A 16,644-nucleotide genomic window follows, 5' to 3' on the forward strand; every position below is an offset into this window, starting at 1 on the left:
CTCGTTCTTGATCTTATAAATTATCTTGAAATTAAAAGGAGCGACTGTATGAACGTTCGTAAATTTTTGGCTACGACGGTTGTATTGACCGTTATCGGGGGAGCAGCTGCAGGCTGCAGCGGCGAGACAAACAATAAAGACAACGCCGCAGGCGACACAAAGAGCACGGGATCCAAGCAGGAGATTACCCTGAACTACCGTTCGGAGCCAGGGGCTTTGGATGTATCCAAGACCACGCAGATTGCCGGGTTCACCGTCCTGAATGCGGTTGGCGAAGGCTTGTACCGGATGAACAAGGATAACAAGGCCGAGCCTGCGCTCGCCAAGGACATGCCTAAAGTATCCGCGGACGGCAAAACGTACACGATCACGCTGAAAGACGGCGTTACTTATTCCGACGGCACGCCGGTGAAAGCGGAAGACTTCGTATACTCGTTCCAGCGCTCCGTTGACCCTTCGACGAAAGCACTCTATTCCTTTATGGTCTCTTGGGTAAAGGGCGGGGCTGACGTGCTCAAGGCGAAGACTCCTGAAGAGGTGGCAGCCAAGAAGAAAGAGATGGGTGTGAAGGCCCTCGACGAGAAAACCGTTGAGATTACCCTCGAACGTCCGATCCCCTTCTTCACCGAGCAGTTGTCTTTCCTGACGTTCTTTCCGCAGCGCAAAGACCTGATCGAGAAATTCGGGGATAAGAACGGTGCGGACGCCGAGTCCGTAGTCGGTGCCGGTCCTTTCAAACTCGAGAAGTGGGCTCATGACCAGCAGATCGTTCTCGTGAAGAACGACAAGTACTGGGACAAAGACAATGTAAAGCTCGAGAAAGTCAACATGAATATCGTGAAGGAAGAGAGCACGGGGCTTAACCTGTTCCAGACCGGCGCTTCGGATCTTCAGGTCATCAGTGCCGATAATATCGCTCTCTGGGAAGGCAAGCCGGAGTATATTCTCCAGCCGGAGCTGTCCTCCTGGTACGTCAAGCTTAACGAGAAGAACGTTCCTGCCTTTGCGAACAAGAAGATCCGCCAAGCCCTCGGCATGGCGATCGACAACAAGGCATTCATTGAAACGGTCATGGGCAAAGGCCCTGTACCTGCAACCGGCTTCGTTCCTAACGGTACAAGCGACGGCAACAGCAACGAATTCCGCAAGCAAGCGGGCGATCTTATGCCGAAGTTCGATCCGGAGAAAGCGAAGACCCTGCTCAAGGAAGGTCTTGCCGAACTGGGTCTGACCGCACTGCCTAACTTCACACTGCAGGTCGATGACCACAATACCGGTCCCAAATCCGTTGAGTTCGTCGTAGCGCAGTGGAAACAAAACCTCGGCGTGGACGCGACAGCTCAGCCGCTGCCGCACAAGCTGCGTGTAGATAACGAGAACAACCATAAATACCAAGCTTCCATGTCGGGCTGGGGCGCGGACTACAATGATCCGATGACGTTCCTCGACATGTGGATCACGGGCGGCGAGTTCAACGATGTGGACTGGTCCAACCCTGAGTATGACAAGCTGATCACAGCCGCTCAGAACGAGCTGGACAAAGCGAAGCGTTCGCAGTACATGGTAGATGCAGAGAAGCTCCTGCTTCAGGAAATGCCGATCCTGCCGAACTACTTCCGTGCGCTGAGCTGGGTGAAGAGCACGAAAGTGGAAGGCATGATCTTCCCTCCTTACGGCGTAGAGTTTGAACTGAAATGGGCATCCGTAAAGTAAGAAGTACCAATTAAATGGAAACGAGCCGTCTTCCGCTGAGCGAAGGGCGGCTCCTTCTGTCTGACCGCAGAAACTGAAAGTGAGGAGGAATCATTATGGTACGTTATACACTGCGCCGTCTTCTCTACGCACTCATAACCATATGGCTGATCGTTACGCTGACGTTCGTGCTCATGAAGAATCTGCCCGGCGACCCGTTCGAGAACTCGGAGAAGCTGACATCGGAGCAGAGGGCCATTCTCGCCAGACAGTACGGACTGGACAAGCCGATCTCGGAGCAGTACTTTTTGTATCTGCAGAATGTGATCAAGGGAGATTTGGGCGTCTCGTTCCAATATCCGGCCCGCAAAGTAACCGAAGTTATCGCACAGGGAATTCCCGCATCCATGGAGCTTGGGATCTGGTCGATTCTGCTTGCTCTGATCGGCGGGATCTCGCTCGGCACCATCGCAGCGCTTCGGCATAATACCAAATGGGATTATACCGCCATGTTCACCGCCGTCGCCGGTGTGTCGATCCCTTCGTTCGTCCTGGGGCCGCTGCTTTCCTACTTCGTAGGCGTTAAGCTGGGCTGGCTCCCTCCGGGCCTCTGGTTCGAACCGGAACACCGGGTACTGCCCGCCCTGGCCCTGTCTTTCGGAACCATGGCCATTCTGGCGCGGCTCATGAGAACTTCGATGCTCGACGTCGTCAACCAGGACTATATTAAGACGGCGAAGGCCAAAGGTCTGTCGGGCTCGTCCATCGTGCTCAAGCATATTTTCCGTAATGCGCTGCTGCCGATCGTTACGATTATCGGGCCTGTCTTCGTCGGCGTCATTACCGGTACGCTCGTCGTCGAGCAGATCTTCTCGGTTCCGGGTCTCGGCAAGCACTTCGTGCAGTCGATCCTCACTAATGATTACACGATGATCAGCGGACTTACCATTTTTTACTCCGTCATCTTGGTCTTTGTCCTCTTCCTGACGGATATTGCATACGGTTTTATTGATCCGCGAATTCGTTTGGCCAAAGGAAAGGGGTAACAGGGATGCAGACGATGGAGAATAACGCATTTCAGCCTCTGTCCAAATCAGACAACGCGCAGGAAGTGATCGTGCGGCCTTCTCTGAGCTACTGGAAGGACGCTTGGCGGAGGCTCAAGAAGAACAAACTGGCCATGCTGGGCCTGTACACTCTGGTCAGCTTGATGGTCATGGCCATATTGGCGCCGTTTTTTTCAAGCTATGATTATGCTACGCAAACCTACACGATCCGCAACCAATGGCCTACGGCCGCGCACTGGTTCGGCACGGACGACTTCGGCCGCGACCTGTGGGTACGGGTATGGTGGGGCACACGGATTTCCCTGTTCATCGGGATCGTCGCCGCTCTGATCGACTTCGTGATCGGTATCCTGTATGGCGGGATTTCGGCTTACTTCGGCGGCCGTGTCGATGATATCATGCAGCGTGTGATCGAGATTGTGTATTCGATTCCGTTCCTGCTCATTACAATCCTGATGATTATGACGATCGGACCGAGCATCTGGACCATTATCCTGGCGTATTCGATTACCGGCTGGGTACCGATGGCGCGGCTCGTCCGGGGTCAGATTCTGACGCTGAAGGAACAAGAGTATGTCCTGGCTGCCCGCACGCTCGGCGCTTCCCCGTCGCGTATTATTCTGCGGCACTTGATTCCGAATGCTCTGGGCATCATTATCGTCCAGATTACCTTTGTCGTTCCGAACGCGATCTTCGTCGAATCGTTCCTCAGCTTCATCGGCCTTGGGGTACGGCCGCCGCTGGCATCGCTCGGCTCGCTTCTCTCCGACGGCGTCAAGAGCATGACGATCTATCCTTATAAAGTACTGATCCCGACGGTCATCTTCTCATTAATACTCATGAGCTTCAATCTGCTCGGTGACGGCCTCCGTGATGCGCTCGATCCGAAGATGCGGAAGTAAGGAGGGAGCACCACCATGTCCAAAGCCAAAGCTCAACCCCTTCTCGAGGTAAAAGACCTCAGGGTATCCTTCTCGACTTATGTCGGAGAAGTACAAGCTGTCCGCGGCGTTTCGTTTCACCTGAACAAGGGGGAAGTTCTTGCGATCGTGGGGGAATCCGGCTGCGGCAAGTCCGTAACGGCCCAGACGATCATGAGGCTCATTCCATCGCCTCCGAGCGTGATCAAGGGCGGCTCGATCCTGTTCGACGGAAAAACGGAAATTACGAAGATCAGCGACAAGCAAATGGAGAAAATCCGCGGTTCCGAGATGGGCATGATCTTCCAGGATCCGATGACCTCGCTGAATCCTACGATGACGATAGGCAAGCAGATCACCGAAGGTCTGATCAAGCACCAAGGGATGAGCCAGAAGGCGGCCAACGCCCGAGCGGTCGAAATTCTGAAGCTTGTCGGCATCTCCAATCCGGAGGGGCGGATCCACCAGTATCCGCATGAATTCTCAGGCGGTATGCGTCAGCGGGTCATGATCGCCATCGCCCTGGCCTGTAATCCGAAGCTCCTGATCGCCGACGAACCGACGACGGCGCTCGACGTAACGATTCAAGCGCAGATTATCGATCTCATGAAGAAGTTATCCGAAGAAACGGAATCATCCATTATCGTTATTACTCACGACCTCGGTGTCGTTGCCGAAATGGCTCAGCGCGTCGTGGTTATGTATGCCGGCCAAGTGGCCGAGCAGGGCACAGTGGACGAGATCTTCTATAATCCGAAACACCCGTATACCTGGGGCCTTCTCCGCTCGGTTCCGCGTCTGGACCAGCCGAAGGACAGCGATCTGGTGCCTATTCCCGGTACGCCTCCAGATCTGTTCGCGCCGCCGAAGGGCTGCCCGTTCGCTGCACGGTGCCCCCATGCCATGAATATCTGCGTGCAGCAGAACCCCGAGCACACGAAGCTGTCCGAGACCCATGCGGCCGCCTGCTGGCTGCTCCACCCGGATGCGCCGAAAGTGGAGCGTCCCGTTGAAACTGGAGGTGCCGTACGATGAGTAAACGTCCTTTGCTTGAGGTCAACGGACTTCAAAAGCATTTTAATCTCGGCGGAGGCAAAATCCTCAAAGCCGTGGACAACCTGAATTTCTCCATCGCCGAAGGCGAAACATTCGGCCTCGTAGGCGAGTCAGGCTGCGGGAAATCGACAGCCGGCCGTACGATCATCCGCCTGTACGAAGCGACGGGCGGCCAAGTAATGTTCGGCGGGGAGAACGTGCATACGCTCAAAGGACGCAAGCTGCATGAGTTCCGCCGTCAGATGCAGATGGTGTTCCAGGATCCTTACGCCTCGCTGAACCCGCGGATGACCGTCGGCAACATTATCGCCGAGGGGATCGATATCCACGGCCTGGGCAGCGGCCGCAAGCGCAAAGAACGCGTGAGCGAGCTGCTCGATGCGGTCGGTCTCAACGAAGAGCACGCGACGCGGTTCCCGCACGAGTTCTCCGGCGGACAGCGTCAGCGGATCGGGATTGCCCGGGCGCTGGCCATCGACCCGCAGCTGATCATTGCCGACGAGCCGATCTCGGCGCTGGACGTATCGGTTCAGGCGCAGGTGGTCAACCTGTTCAAGCGTCTGCAAAAAGAGCGCGGGCTGACGTACCTGTTCATCGCGCACGACTTGGCAATGGTCAAGCACATCTCCGACCGGATCGGCGTAATGTATCTCGGCAAGCTGGTGGAAGTTACCACGTCCGAGGAGTTGTACGCGAATCCGCTGCATCCTTACACCCAGTCGCTCTTGTCGGCGATTCCGATTCCGGATCCCGAGGTGGAACGTTCGCGCGAGCGGATTATCCTCGAGGGCGAAATTCCGAGCCCGCTGAGTCCTCCGAGCGGCTGCCCGTTCCGTACCCGCTGCCCGAAGGCGATGGCGGAGTGCGCGGTCACCATGCCGGAATTCAAAGAAGTGCAGCCGGGACACTTTACGGCATGCCACCTGTACTGAAAAGAAAGGCTCCTGCCCCCGCCGCATTCCTGCTCCGGGGGAGAGGGGCCTTTTTGGTATGCGCGAAGGGAAGGGGCGGCGGTCCGGATTTCCTGGTGAATGCCGTTCGAATCTTTTCCGAATTTTTGACGATTCTTCTTCGGATGTGTACAATGAAAGAGCCCCTCCTGCTATGGCAGGGAGCGGGTATACATACATATGAAATTGCAGATGGAAGGCGGCGCTAGAATGCGGATGGAAGCTTATCAATGGAAGTCCGGCCAGCCTTTGACCGATGATTATATCGCCCGGTTCGAGAAGACCGGCGGGCTGTTCGAGTACAATCCATGGCAGGCCGGAAGCTGGTCGGAGCGGGCTTCCTGGCTGGACGGGCAGCGGCCGCAGGCAGACCGGCAGCAGGTGGCGGATGTGCTGCGCGCCTTCAACGAGCGTGCGGGGAATGCGCCCGAAGCACTCGCGGCCGTGGAGCAGCTTCGGGATCCCCGCGCCGTGTGTATCGTGGGCGGGCAGCAGGCCGGTCTCTTCACCGGACCGCTGCTTGTCGTCTACAAGGCGGTAACGCTGATTGTGGCAGCCCGCGAAGCGGCCGAGAAGCTGGGCCGTCCGGTGATTCCCCTGTTCTGGATTGCCGGGGAAGACCACGATTTCGATGAGGTCAACCACATCGATTATTTGTCGTCGTCCCTCGCCGTAGAACGGATCAAGCTGGAGCACCCGACCGGCGTCCGTACATCCGTATCGCGGACCGTGATGGACGCAGGGCAGTGGGAGGAGGCGATCGGTCAGCTCGACGCCTCCTTGACGGGTACGGAGTTCAAGGAAGACCTGCTTGCTGCGGTCCGGGAAGCGCATGAAGGAGCGGGCACGCTGACCGAGGCTTTTGCGAAGCTGATGGCACGGCTCTTCGGCGCCCACGGGCTGGTGCTGCTGGACTCTGACGATCCTGCGCTGCGTGCGCTCGAAGGGCCGATGTTCCGGCGTCTGCTCGAACAGGGCAAGGAAGTGAACGATGCGCTGCTGGCCGGAGTAGACCGGTTGAAGACCGCGGGCTACACGCCGCAGGTGGAACTTCAGACTGCTTCGGCCAACCTGTTCGCCTTTGGGGATGGAGGAGAACGTATCCTCATATACCGGACGGAAGACGGGTATGCCGACCGCAAGGGCGAGCGCCGCTTCACGAGGGACGAGCTGCTGGCTTGGGCGGACCGTGAGCCTCAGCGGCTCAGCAACAATGTCATGACCCGACCGCTCATGCAGGATTATTTGTTCCCAGTGCTCGCTGCCGTACTGGGGCCGTCCGAGATCGCTTATTGGGGGCAAACGGGGGAGGCGTTCCGTTTCCTCGGCATGCGGATGCCGATTCTGCTGCCCCGTATCGGATTCACTCTGGTCGAAGGCACCATCCAGAAGAACATGCCGAAGTATGGTTTGACTATCGAGGATGTCATGGAGCGCATGGAAGAGAAGCGGGAGGCGTGGCTGCAGGAGCAGGATGCCTACGGGCTGGAATCCCGCTTTGCCGAAGTCAAAGCCTCGTTCCAGCACGCCTATCAGCCTCTGGTCGATACGCTCGGCGAGATCAATCCGGGACTGAAAAAGCTCGGGGATACGAACCTGGCCAAGATTTTGGAGCAGATCGATTTTCTTCACGGCAAGGCCGAAGACGGCCTCCGTTCTCAGCATGAGTCAGGCCTGCGCCAGCTGCAGCGGATCGAGGCATCGATCTGTCCCGGGGGCAAGGCGCAGGAGAGAGTCTACAACGTGTATGCTTATCTGAACCGGTACGGAAGGGACTGGATGGGGCGGCTGCTCTCCCTCCCGCTGGAGATCGACGGCAAGCACCGCGTCATCTATATGTAACAGGCTGCGGCCTGGGTTCCCTATTCCACCTATGCAAAGGAGCGAATTATTCATGGCAAATACGAAAGAACGCAGCATTATCCGCGACATTGCGCTCGCGCCGGAAGGTCATCTCAAAATCGACTGGGTCAACGCCCACATGCCGGTGCTCAACCGGATCCGGGAGCAGTTCGAGAAGGAACAGCCGTTCAAAGGGCTGAAAGTGGCAATCTCCCTTCACTTGGAAGCAAAGACCGCTTATCTGGCAAAGGTGGTACAAGCCGGCGGTGCGGACGTAACGATCTGCGGCAGCAACCCGCTGTCGACGCAGGACGATGTCTGTGCGGCACTCGTAGAGGACGGTATCACGGTCTTCGCAAAGTACAATCCGGAGCCGGAGGAGTATAAGGAACTGCTCATCAAAACACTCGAAACGGAGCCGGACCTCATTATCGACGACGGCGGCGATCTCGTAACGATTCTTCACTCAGAGCGTAAGGATCTGCTGAAGAACGTGCGCGGCGGCGCGGAAGAAACAACGACGGGCATTCTGCGTCTGAAGTCTCTGGAGAAGGATGGCCAGCTGAAGTTCCCGATGGTAGCGGTCAATGACGCCTTCTGCAAATACTTGTTCGATAACCGCTATGGCACGGGCCAATCCGTATGGGATGGTATCAACCGGACGACGAACCTGGTCGTGGCGGGCAAGACGGTCGTTGTCGTCGGCTACGGCTGGTGCGGCAAAGGCGTGGCGATGCGCGCCAAGGGTCTTGGCGCCAACGTCATCGTAACGGAGATCGATGCGATCAAAGGCGTGGAAGCCTACATGGACGGATTCGCCGTCATGCCGATGAGTGAAGCCGCCAAAGTCGGCGACTTCTTCGTAACCGTAACGGGCAACCGGGATGTCATCCGCGGCGAGCATTACGAAGTCATGAAGGACGGCGCGATTCTGTCGAATGCCGGCCACTTCGACGTAGAAGTGAACAAGCCGGAGCTCGATGCCCTCTCGGTATCGAAGCGTACGGTGCGCCGCAATATCGAAGAGTACACGCTGAAAGACGGCCGCAAATTCTACATTCTCGCCGAAGGCCGTCTCGTGAACCTGGCAGCCGGCGACGGCCACCCGGCCGAGATCATGGACATGACCTTCGCACTGCAGGCGATGTCCCTGAAGTATGTCAACGACAACTATCAGGCGATCGGCAGCAAAGTAGTCAACGTGCCTTATGAGCTCGACGAGCAGGTAGCCCGCTTCAAGCTCGAATCCCTCGGCATCGGTATCGATTCGCTGACTGGCGAGCAAAAGGCGTACCTCGATTCTTGGGCGGAGCATTAATTTGCCGCTTGATCCGCGAAAGCGAGCCTCTCTTGGACGATGAGTCCGGGAGAGGCTTTTTTTGTGGCCAGGGGCACTTGCAACCCGGGGAGAGAATGCTGCGTCTGGAAGATAACGGGAGGGAAGGGTTTCCGTTACAAGCCAAGACACGGGGGTGCCGTACTTGAACAAAAAGAAAATCAGGCGGTTGTGGAAGAGGGGCCAGGCAGTCAGAGGGCTGGCAGCCGCATGGCTGCTGGCTGCCTGTCTGGCGGGGTGCGGCGGCGCGGATCAGAGCTCTTCAAGCGCGGAACAGCTGCCTGCAGAGGCCAAGATGGTAAGTCCGGATACGGTGGCGCCAAGCGGGGCAGCAAAGGCAGATCAACTTCAGGTGCAGAATGAATCGGAGGCTGCCGGTGGAGGCGCAGGCGGCGGGGCAGTGACGGGACAGCCTCCCGCTGGGATGCTGGAGGCGCCCGCCCGTCAAATCATCTACAAGGCGAACCTCTCCATGCGGGTGGACACCTACACCGATGCGGTAGCGAGGATTCAAGAGGTAGTCCGGCAGTCGGGAGCCTATGTGCTCTCCTCCAGCGAGAATACGGCCGGTCCGGACAAGAACGGCTTCTTCATCATCAAGGTGCCGGCGAACGGATTCCAGCCGCTGATCAAGCTGCTGGAGGGGATCGATCCTCAGCTGCAGCGCAGTATCGAGGGACAGGATGTCACCGAGGAATTCGTGGACCTGACGGCCCGGCTGAAGGCCAAGCAGGCGGTGGAAGCGAGGCTGCTCTCCTTCATCGAGAAGGCGGCGAAGGCCGATGAGCTTGTAGCGTTCTCCGCCGAGCTCGGCAAAGTACAGGAAGATATCGAACGGATCACCGGCCGGATGCGGTATCTGGAGCAGCATGTGGCCTTTTCCACGGTCGAGCTTCGGGTCGAGCAGAAGGTGTCTTCGGCTGACCGCATCCATTCGGAGGAGAGAGGCCCGCTGTGGTCACGCGCTTCCCGTGCACTGGACTCCACGCTGACGGTCATGGGTTTCCTGCTGGAGTGGACCGTGGTCTCTCTGGTAGGAGCGCTGCCGGTCCTGCTGCTTGCCGGGGGAGTAGGCGGATTGTACTGGTTTTACAAGCGGTGGAGACGCGGAAGGGCGGAATCGGCCGCAGCTGTTCTTCTGCCGGGCTCGTCTTCGGAGTCTGCTCAGGTGGGGGATCTACCCAAAGATGAACCCAAAGAATCAGAAAAATAAAGATTTCTTTACAAAAAATCCTGCCACCGTCTCAAGACGTAGCAGGATTTTTGCCGTATGTAACGAATTGTAACTATACAAGTGGTGGAAAGTGGGGTAAAGTGGTGGAAAGGGGGTGACAAGTGGTGTTCATGGGGGAGTATCAGCACAGCGTGGACGACAAAGGCCGGATGATTGTACCGGCCAAGTTCCGTGAAGCCCTCGGAGCATCATTCATCGTCACCCGCGGACTCGATCAATGCTTGTTTGTCTATCCCATGCAGGAGTGGGCCGTGCTCGAGCAGAAGCTCAAAGCGCTGTCCTTGATGAAATCCGATGCACGGGCGTTTACCCGATTCTTCTTCTCCGGCGCCACCGAGTGTGAGCTGGACAAGCAGGGCCGCGTGAACTTGCCGAAAACCCTTGTAGAGCATGCCAAGCTCGAGAAGGACTGCGTCGTGATTGGCGTTTCCAACCGGGTAGAGATTTGGAGCAAGTCGATCTGGGAAAACTACTTCCAGCAATCCCAAGATTCGTTCGCCGAGATTGCTGAGAAGCTGGTCGACTTTAACTTTGATTTGTAAACCCGGAAGAGATGCCGAGGTTGTAGGAGGAAGTATAGGATGTTTCAACATGTGACAGTACTCAAGCAGGAAGCAGTAGAAGGATTACATATAAAGCCGGACGGCATTTATGTCGACTGTACGCTGGGCGGGGCCGGACACAGCCGGGAGATCGCTTCGCGGCTCGGGCCCGGGGGCCTCTTGATCGCTTTTGACCAGGACGATACGGCACTTGCCAATGCCAAGGCTGAGCTGGCCGAGTTCGGAGACCGCGTGCGGCTCGTGCGCAGCAATTTCAGATTCCTGGAGCGGGAGCTTTTCCAAATTCCGGAAGCGCTTCAAGACGGGAAGGTGCAGGTAGACGGGATTCTGTTCGATCTCGGGGTCTCGTCTCCGCAGCTCGACGAAGCCGACCGGGGCTTCAGCTACCACCACGACGCCGAGCTCGATATGCGGATGGACCAAACCTCGCCGCTCACTGCGAAAGATATTGTGAACGACTGGGAAGAGAAGGAGATCGTCGAGATTCTCTTCGAATACGGCGAAGAGAAGTTCGCGCGGCGGATCGCCTCCAAGATCGCTGCGGCCCGTGCGGTTGCTCCGATCGAGACTACCGGGCAGCTGGCGGAGCTGGTCAAGGAAGGCATTCCCGCTGCGGCCCGGCGCACCGGAGGCCATCCGGCGAAGCGCAGTTTTCAGGCGCTGCGCATCGCGGTGAATGATGAGCTCGGCGCTTTCGAGGAAGCGCTCGAGCAGACGATCCGGTGCCTTGCTCCCGGCGGACGGGCGGCGGTCATCACGTTCCACTCGCTGGAAGATCGGATCTGCAAGCAGACGTTCAACAAGCATCTGGCGAAATGCACGTGCCCGCCGGACTTCCCGATGTGCGTATGCGGCCGCGTCGGTTCCCTGAAGCTCGTCAACCGCAAGCCGATCGAAGCGGGCGGCGAAGAGCTCGGAGCGAACCCGCGAGCCCGGTCAGCCAAGCTTAGAATAGCAGAGAAACTAGAGACCTAAGGGGGAAACGTATCTTGCCGGCTTACATGCATGGGAATCTTGCCACTCAACAACCGCAGCGTCCTGAGAAAAAAATACGCATCAAGGAAACGAAGAAAGTTGTTGTGCGCAGCAAATCGCTGCCGGTTCAAGAGAAGCTTCTCTACCTGTTTACGGTTGTGATCTGTGTTATGGTAGCGGGGCTGATCATCTGGCGGTATGCGCAAATATACGAGATGAACCAGAAGATTCTGGCGATGGAACAGGAAATCAAGAAGATCGAGGCGGCGAACATCATCTTGAAGCAGCAGGTGGACAAGCTGTCCGATCCAATCGAACTGGAGAAGCAAGCGGAGAAGCTCGGTCTATCGTTCCAGGACATTCCCGTGCCCGATACGAATGACAAAGCAAAGAAAACCGAGACGGCTTCGGCCCAGACTTCGAAGAAAACCAAGGATCGACCCTGATCCGACCTTTGGAATAGGGGGACATAAGGTATGGACAAAAAGGTGAAATTGCGTTCGCTGTTCATTGGGGGGGGATTCACCCTCCTTTTTGCCGTTCTGGTGGTGCGCATCTATTGGATACAAGTAGTAGACGGCGATATGTATCTAGAGAAGGCTCAAAAATTGTGGGTAAGAGAGTCGACGATTCCGGCGCTGCGGGGTTCGATCCTGGACCGGTCCGATAAGGTGTTGGCAGAGGACGGGCCGTCCGCTACATTGGCGCTGATCCCCAAAGATATTGCCGAGAACGGGCTGCAGGAAGAGATCGTGCGCCGCATGGCGGAGATTCTGACACCCTCGAACGATCCTGCGGCTGTGATTCAGCTCGAGGAGAAAATCCGCTCGCGGATCACCGGAGAGAGGACCATGAAGCCGGGACAGGTCGAGATCCGCAGCGAGGGCTGGAAGATCGGCGCCGAGCAGATTGATCTCATCAATAAGTTTATTAAGGAGCAGGAAGAAGTTCTGAAGGAACGGTTCGGCGGGAAGGATAAAAAAGGAAAGGTGCCGTCGGTCGGCATTATCCTGGTTCCCGAAACGAGCAAGAGATTCTATCCTGCCCAGCAGCTGGCTGCTCATCTGCTCGGATATATTAGCAAAGACGGCAAGCCGATCATGGGACTCGAGAAGCAGCTGGACGCTTCACTGAAGGGTACGGACGGCTTCCTGCATTACGAGAAGGATAGCAAGGGAGTGGAGCTGCTCGATGGCGAGAAGCGCTATCAACCGGCCGTCAACGGCAACAATGTTCGTCTCACCCTAGACCGGAATATCCAATTCTATATGGAGAGTGCCCTCGAGAAAGTAGCGGCGAAGTGGAACCCGAAGAGCATGACGGCCATCGCCGTCGACCCCATGACGATGGAGATTCTCGGACTGGCGAATTATCCCACATTCAACCCGAATAAGTATGGGGAATCCGACCAGAAGAACTTCATCAATCATGCGGTAGCTTCCCAGTACGAGCCGGGCTCGACGTTCAAGATTGTCACATTGGCCGGCGCGGTGCAGGAAGGCAAGTTCGATCCGGAAGCTAGCTACCAATCGGGATCCATCAAAATTCTCGACCGGAGACTCCATGACCACAACATTTCCGGCTGGGGGAGGATTACTTATCTCGAGGGATTGAAGCGTTCGAGTAACGTGGCTTTCGTCAAACTGGGGATCGAGGCGCTGGGGCAGAACACGCTGAAGAGTTATATCGAGAGATTCGGTTTCGGTGTCAAAACCGATGTCGACATTCCCGGCGAGGTTCCGGGGATTGTCAATCTGAACGTTCCCGCCGACTACGCCACCGCCACTTACGGCCAAGGGGCTCTGACCGTGAACGCCATGCAGCTGACATCGGCTTATGGAGCCGTCGCCAACGGCGGCATGTTGATGAAGCCTTACCTTATCAAAGAAGTATACAATCCACTGACGGGCGAAGTGCTCAATAAGAAGAACCCTGAGGAGGTCCGGCGGGTCATAACCCCCGAGGCGGCTAAGCAGGTCACCGAGTATCTGGAAACCGTCGTATCCGACAAGAAGGTCGGTACGGGGAGGAATGCGGCGATCGAAGGCTATCGGATCGCAGGAAAGACCGGTACCGCGAATAAGGTTCTGCCAGGCGAGAAGACGTACGCCGAAGGGAAATGGGTCATCTCGTTCGTCGGCTATGCTCCCGCAGAGAATCCCCGGATTCTGCTCACCATCCTGGTGGACGAGCCGGACCTCGGCGGCGATTATCACCTGGGCGGCGAGGTGGCCGCTCCGGCCTTCAAACAGATCGTCTCCCAAACGCTGCGCTACTGGGGGATTGCCCCTACGACGCAGGCGAAGCCGGCGGACGGCTCTGCTCAAGACCCAGGCACCCAGGTGCCGAACCTGATCGGCAAATCGCCGGAAGAAGCTAGAGCGGCGATGGACTCCTTCGGGGTGGTGCTCGAGACGCTCGGCAGCGGCCCCAAAGTGCTGGCCCAATCGCCGGCGCCCGGTACGCAAATCGGCGGAGCCCAGCGAATGTATGTAGTGCTCGAAGAGGGAACGGAGCTCGAAGTGCCGGATCTTACCGGCAAGTCGCTGCGCGATGCGGTGGAAGTGTGCTCCTTCGTCAAGGTCCGGTGCCAGTCGATCGGGGAAGGGTATGTAGCCTCCCAGATTGTCGAGGGCAGCGGGGAATCCCGGACGGTGACGGTCACCCTGAAACCATACAGCGAACTGCTGGAGACCGTAGAGACCGACAAGGAGACGAAGACTACGGCGAAGAGCGAGAAGAGCGGCGCTGCGGTTACTTCCAAGACCGATACGGGCAAAGAATCGTCGAAACAGAGCGGATCCAAGCCAAGTTCAAGCAGTGGAGCCGCGAAGAAAACAACCGGGGAAGCTGCGGAATCCACCGGCAAGAGAACGGAATAAGAGAGGCTTGTTCTAACCCCTGGTTGTCCCGAATAGGGATGATATGAACGAAGAAACGGCGGACGGGCCGGGAAGCTCCTTCCCCTTCCCCTTCCGCTGCAGTCGTTCAGGAAGGGGTTAGAAGCCGGCATGAGGGCATCGAATGTTACGGTCCGTCGTCGATTATTCACCGCACTGGTGGGAGGAACGATCCTTTTCTTCGCGCTGGTGGTGCGGCTGGCGTACGTGCAGTTGTGGAAGGGACCGGAGATTAACCAGCTAGCGGAGGAATCCTGGCGCCGGGAAATTCCGGTTACGTCCAAGCGGGGCGAGATCTTGGACCGCAACGGTGTCCAGCTGGCCTACAACATCAGCTCGCCTACGGTGATGGCCGTTCCGGCGCAGATCAAGGATGCCGAAGGGACGGCGGCCCGGCTGGCAACGGCTCTCGGCATGGATCAGGCCGCCATTTTCAAACAGATCACCTCCCGCCAGATGAGCGTGTACCTCAAGCCGGGCGGACGCAAAATTTCCTTGGAGAAAGCCAAGGAAATCAAGGAAATGAACCTTCCCGGCGTATGGGTGACCGAGGATAACAAGAGGCACTACCCGTACGGGGAGCTGGCAGCCCATGTGCTCGGTTTTACGGGTGCTTATAATCAAGGATTGACGGGCATAGAATTGAAATACGAGAAAATGCTTACCGGCATCAAAGGCAATATCTCCTATCTGGCCGATGCGGCAGGCAAGTATATGCCGGGGTCGACCGACGAATACAAGAAGCCGCTCGACGGTATGAACCTGCAGCTGACGATCGACAGCCGCATCCAGCAGATTATGGAGCGGGAGCTCGATCAGGCGATGGTGAAATTCCAGCCGAAGCATGTCGTCGCCATTGCGATGGATCCGAACAACGGCGAGATTCTGGCGATGGGCTCGCGGCCCGGTTTTGATCCGGGCAACTTCCAGGCTTCGCCGGTGCAGAACTACAACCGGAACCTGCCGATCTGGATGACTTACGAGCCCGGTTCGACATTCAAGATCATCACGCTGGCCGCAGCGCTGCAGGAGCAGAAGGTGAAGCTCACCGACTCGTTCCACGATCCTGGCTCCATCGAGGTCGCAGGAGCGCGGCTCCGCTGCTGGAAGCGGCAGGGGCACGGCAGCGAAACGTTCCTGCAGGTGGTCGAGAACTCATGCAACCCGGGGTTCGTGGTCATGGGACAGAAGCTCGGCAAGGATGTGCTGCTCGACTATGTCTCGAAATTCGGCTTCGGCAAGAAGACCGGCATCGATCTCGGCGGCGAAGAGAACGGCATCATGTTCAAACCGTCCCGCGTAGGACCGGTGGAGCTGGCGACGATCTCGTTCGGCCAGGGGGTATCGGTCACGCCGATCCAGCAGATCACGGCGGTGTCGGCGGCCGTCAACGGCGGGAAGCTGTTCAAGCCGCACGTGGCCAAGGCGTGGTATGAACCGGAGACCGGGAAGCTGGCCGAAGCGGTACAGCCAGAGCTGGTGCGCCAAGTCATCTCCGAAGAGACTTCGAAGCAGGTGCGGGAGACGCTGGAGAGCGTTGTCGCCAACGGAACGGGACGCAATGCTTTTGTCGACGGCTACCGGGTCGGCGGCAAGACGGGGACGGCGCAGAAGGTTGTGAACGGGCGGTATTCCGCCAGCGAGCATATTGTTTCCTTCGTTGGATTCGCGCCGGCGGACGATCCCAAAGTCGTCATCTACGCCGCTGTGGACGATCCCCAGGGCATCCAGTTCGGGGGCCTGATCGCAGCTCCCCTGGTCAAGAACATCATGGAGGATACGCTCCGGTATATGAATGTGCCGCAGCGTAAGGATCAGCTCGACCGCAAGTACGTCTATGGGGACACGCCGATCGCTGTCGTGCCGGATCTCATCGGGCGCAGCGTGTCGGATCTCTATGAAGATCTCAACATGAATTTTACTCTCGCAAAATCGGGTACGGGCACGACAGTGGTGAACCAGGTGCCCAAGCCGGGCAGCCGGGTAGACCAAGGGTCCACGATTAGAGTATACTTGTCGGATGCCGCTCCGCCGCCCGCCGCCCCGGAGGGCGCTCAGCCTCCCGGGTAAGCGGAATCCCTCGTCGGGATTTCCCTTACCCGGAGAAGG

Annotated in this window: 13 protein-coding genes; all 13 read left to right on the forward strand. The window is 57.6% G+C overall.

Annotation, left to right across the window (positions count from 1 at the left end; genetic code table 11):
- Positions 1-48: 48 nt before the first annotated feature.
- The 13 genes from O9H32_RS04635 (at position 49) to O9H32_RS04695 (ending at position 16,605) form a co-directional block, all read left to right on the forward strand.
- A complete protein-coding gene (locus O9H32_RS04635; protein ID WP_269864695.1) occupies positions 49-1,713 on the forward strand; it encodes a peptide ABC transporter substrate-binding protein in 1,665 nt (554 codons plus the stop codon).
- A gap of 95 nt (positions 1,714-1,808) precedes the next feature.
- Positions 1,809-2,738, forward strand: coding sequence for an ABC transporter permease (locus O9H32_RS04640; protein ID WP_269864696.1), 930 nt, complete (start codon positions 1,809-1,811; stop codon positions 2,736-2,738).
- 5 nt (positions 2,739-2,743) lie between these two features.
- Positions 2,744-3,661, forward strand: a complete 918-nt coding sequence (locus tag O9H32_RS04645) for an ABC transporter permease (protein WP_269864697.1) — start codon at positions 2,744-2,746, stop codon at positions 3,659-3,661.
- A 15-nt stretch (positions 3,662-3,676) separates the two neighbouring features.
- Positions 3,677-4,714 (forward strand): ABC transporter ATP-binding protein, encoded by a 1,038-nt coding sequence (locus O9H32_RS04650; RefSeq protein ID WP_269864698.1) that lies wholly within the window; start codon positions 3,677-3,679, stop codon positions 4,712-4,714.
- The gene (locus O9H32_RS04655) at positions 4,711-5,667 is read left to right on the forward strand and encodes an ABC transporter ATP-binding protein (protein WP_269864699.1); all 957 of its coding nucleotides are present in this window, start codon (positions 4,711-4,713) and stop codon (positions 5,665-5,667) included. The genes O9H32_RS04650 and O9H32_RS04655 overlap by 4 nt, the downstream gene beginning before the upstream one ends.
- Positions 5,668-5,865: 198 nt before the next feature.
- Positions 5,866-7,527 (forward strand): bacillithiol biosynthesis cysteine-adding enzyme BshC, encoded by a 1,662-nt coding sequence (gene bshC / locus O9H32_RS04660; RefSeq protein WP_269864700.1) that lies wholly within the window; start codon positions 5,866-5,868, stop codon positions 7,525-7,527.
- Positions 7,528-7,579: 52 nt separating this feature from the next.
- Positions 7,580-8,845, forward strand: a complete 1,266-nt coding sequence (locus tag O9H32_RS04665) for an adenosylhomocysteinase (RefSeq protein WP_269864701.1) — start codon at positions 7,580-7,582, stop codon at positions 8,843-8,845.
- A 163-nt stretch (positions 8,846-9,008) separates the two neighbouring features.
- Positions 9,009-10,076 (forward strand): DUF4349 domain-containing protein, encoded by a 1,068-nt coding sequence (locus O9H32_RS04670; protein ID WP_269864702.1) that lies wholly within the window; start codon positions 9,009-9,011, stop codon positions 10,074-10,076.
- 125 nt (positions 10,077-10,201) lie between these two features.
- A complete protein-coding gene (gene mraZ / locus O9H32_RS04675) occupies positions 10,202-10,639 on the forward strand; it encodes a division/cell wall cluster transcriptional repressor MraZ (protein ID WP_269864703.1) in 438 nt (145 codons plus the stop codon).
- Positions 10,640-10,678: 39 nt separating this feature from the next.
- A complete protein-coding gene (rsmH, locus tag O9H32_RS04680) occupies positions 10,679-11,635 on the forward strand; it encodes a 16S rRNA (cytosine(1402)-N(4))-methyltransferase RsmH (protein ID WP_269864704.1) in 957 nt (318 codons plus the stop codon).
- 14 nt (positions 11,636-11,649) lie between these two features.
- Positions 11,650-12,081: a septum formation initiator family protein gene (locus tag O9H32_RS04685; RefSeq protein ID WP_269864705.1), complete on the forward strand. Its 432-nt coding sequence runs from the start codon at positions 11,650-11,652 to the stop codon at positions 12,079-12,081.
- Positions 12,082-12,111: 30 nt separating this feature from the next.
- On the forward strand, positions 12,112-14,517 hold the full coding sequence (locus O9H32_RS04690) for a penicillin-binding transpeptidase domain-containing protein (RefSeq protein ID WP_269864706.1): 2,406 nt from the start codon (positions 12,112-12,114) through the stop codon (positions 14,515-14,517).
- A 129-nt stretch (positions 14,518-14,646) separates the two neighbouring features.
- Positions 14,647-16,605 carry a stage V sporulation protein D gene (locus tag O9H32_RS04695; RefSeq protein ID WP_269864707.1) on the forward strand — a complete coding sequence of 653 codons (1,959 nt, stop codon included), beginning with the start codon at positions 14,647-14,649 and terminating at the stop codon, positions 16,603-16,605.
- The last annotated feature ends 39 nt before the right edge of the window (positions 16,606-16,644 follow it).

This window comes from Paenibacillus caseinilyticus, assembly GCF_027533645.1.
Lineage (GTDB): Bacteria > Bacillota > Bacilli > Paenibacillales > NBRC-103111 > Paenibacillus_G > Paenibacillus_G caseinilyticus.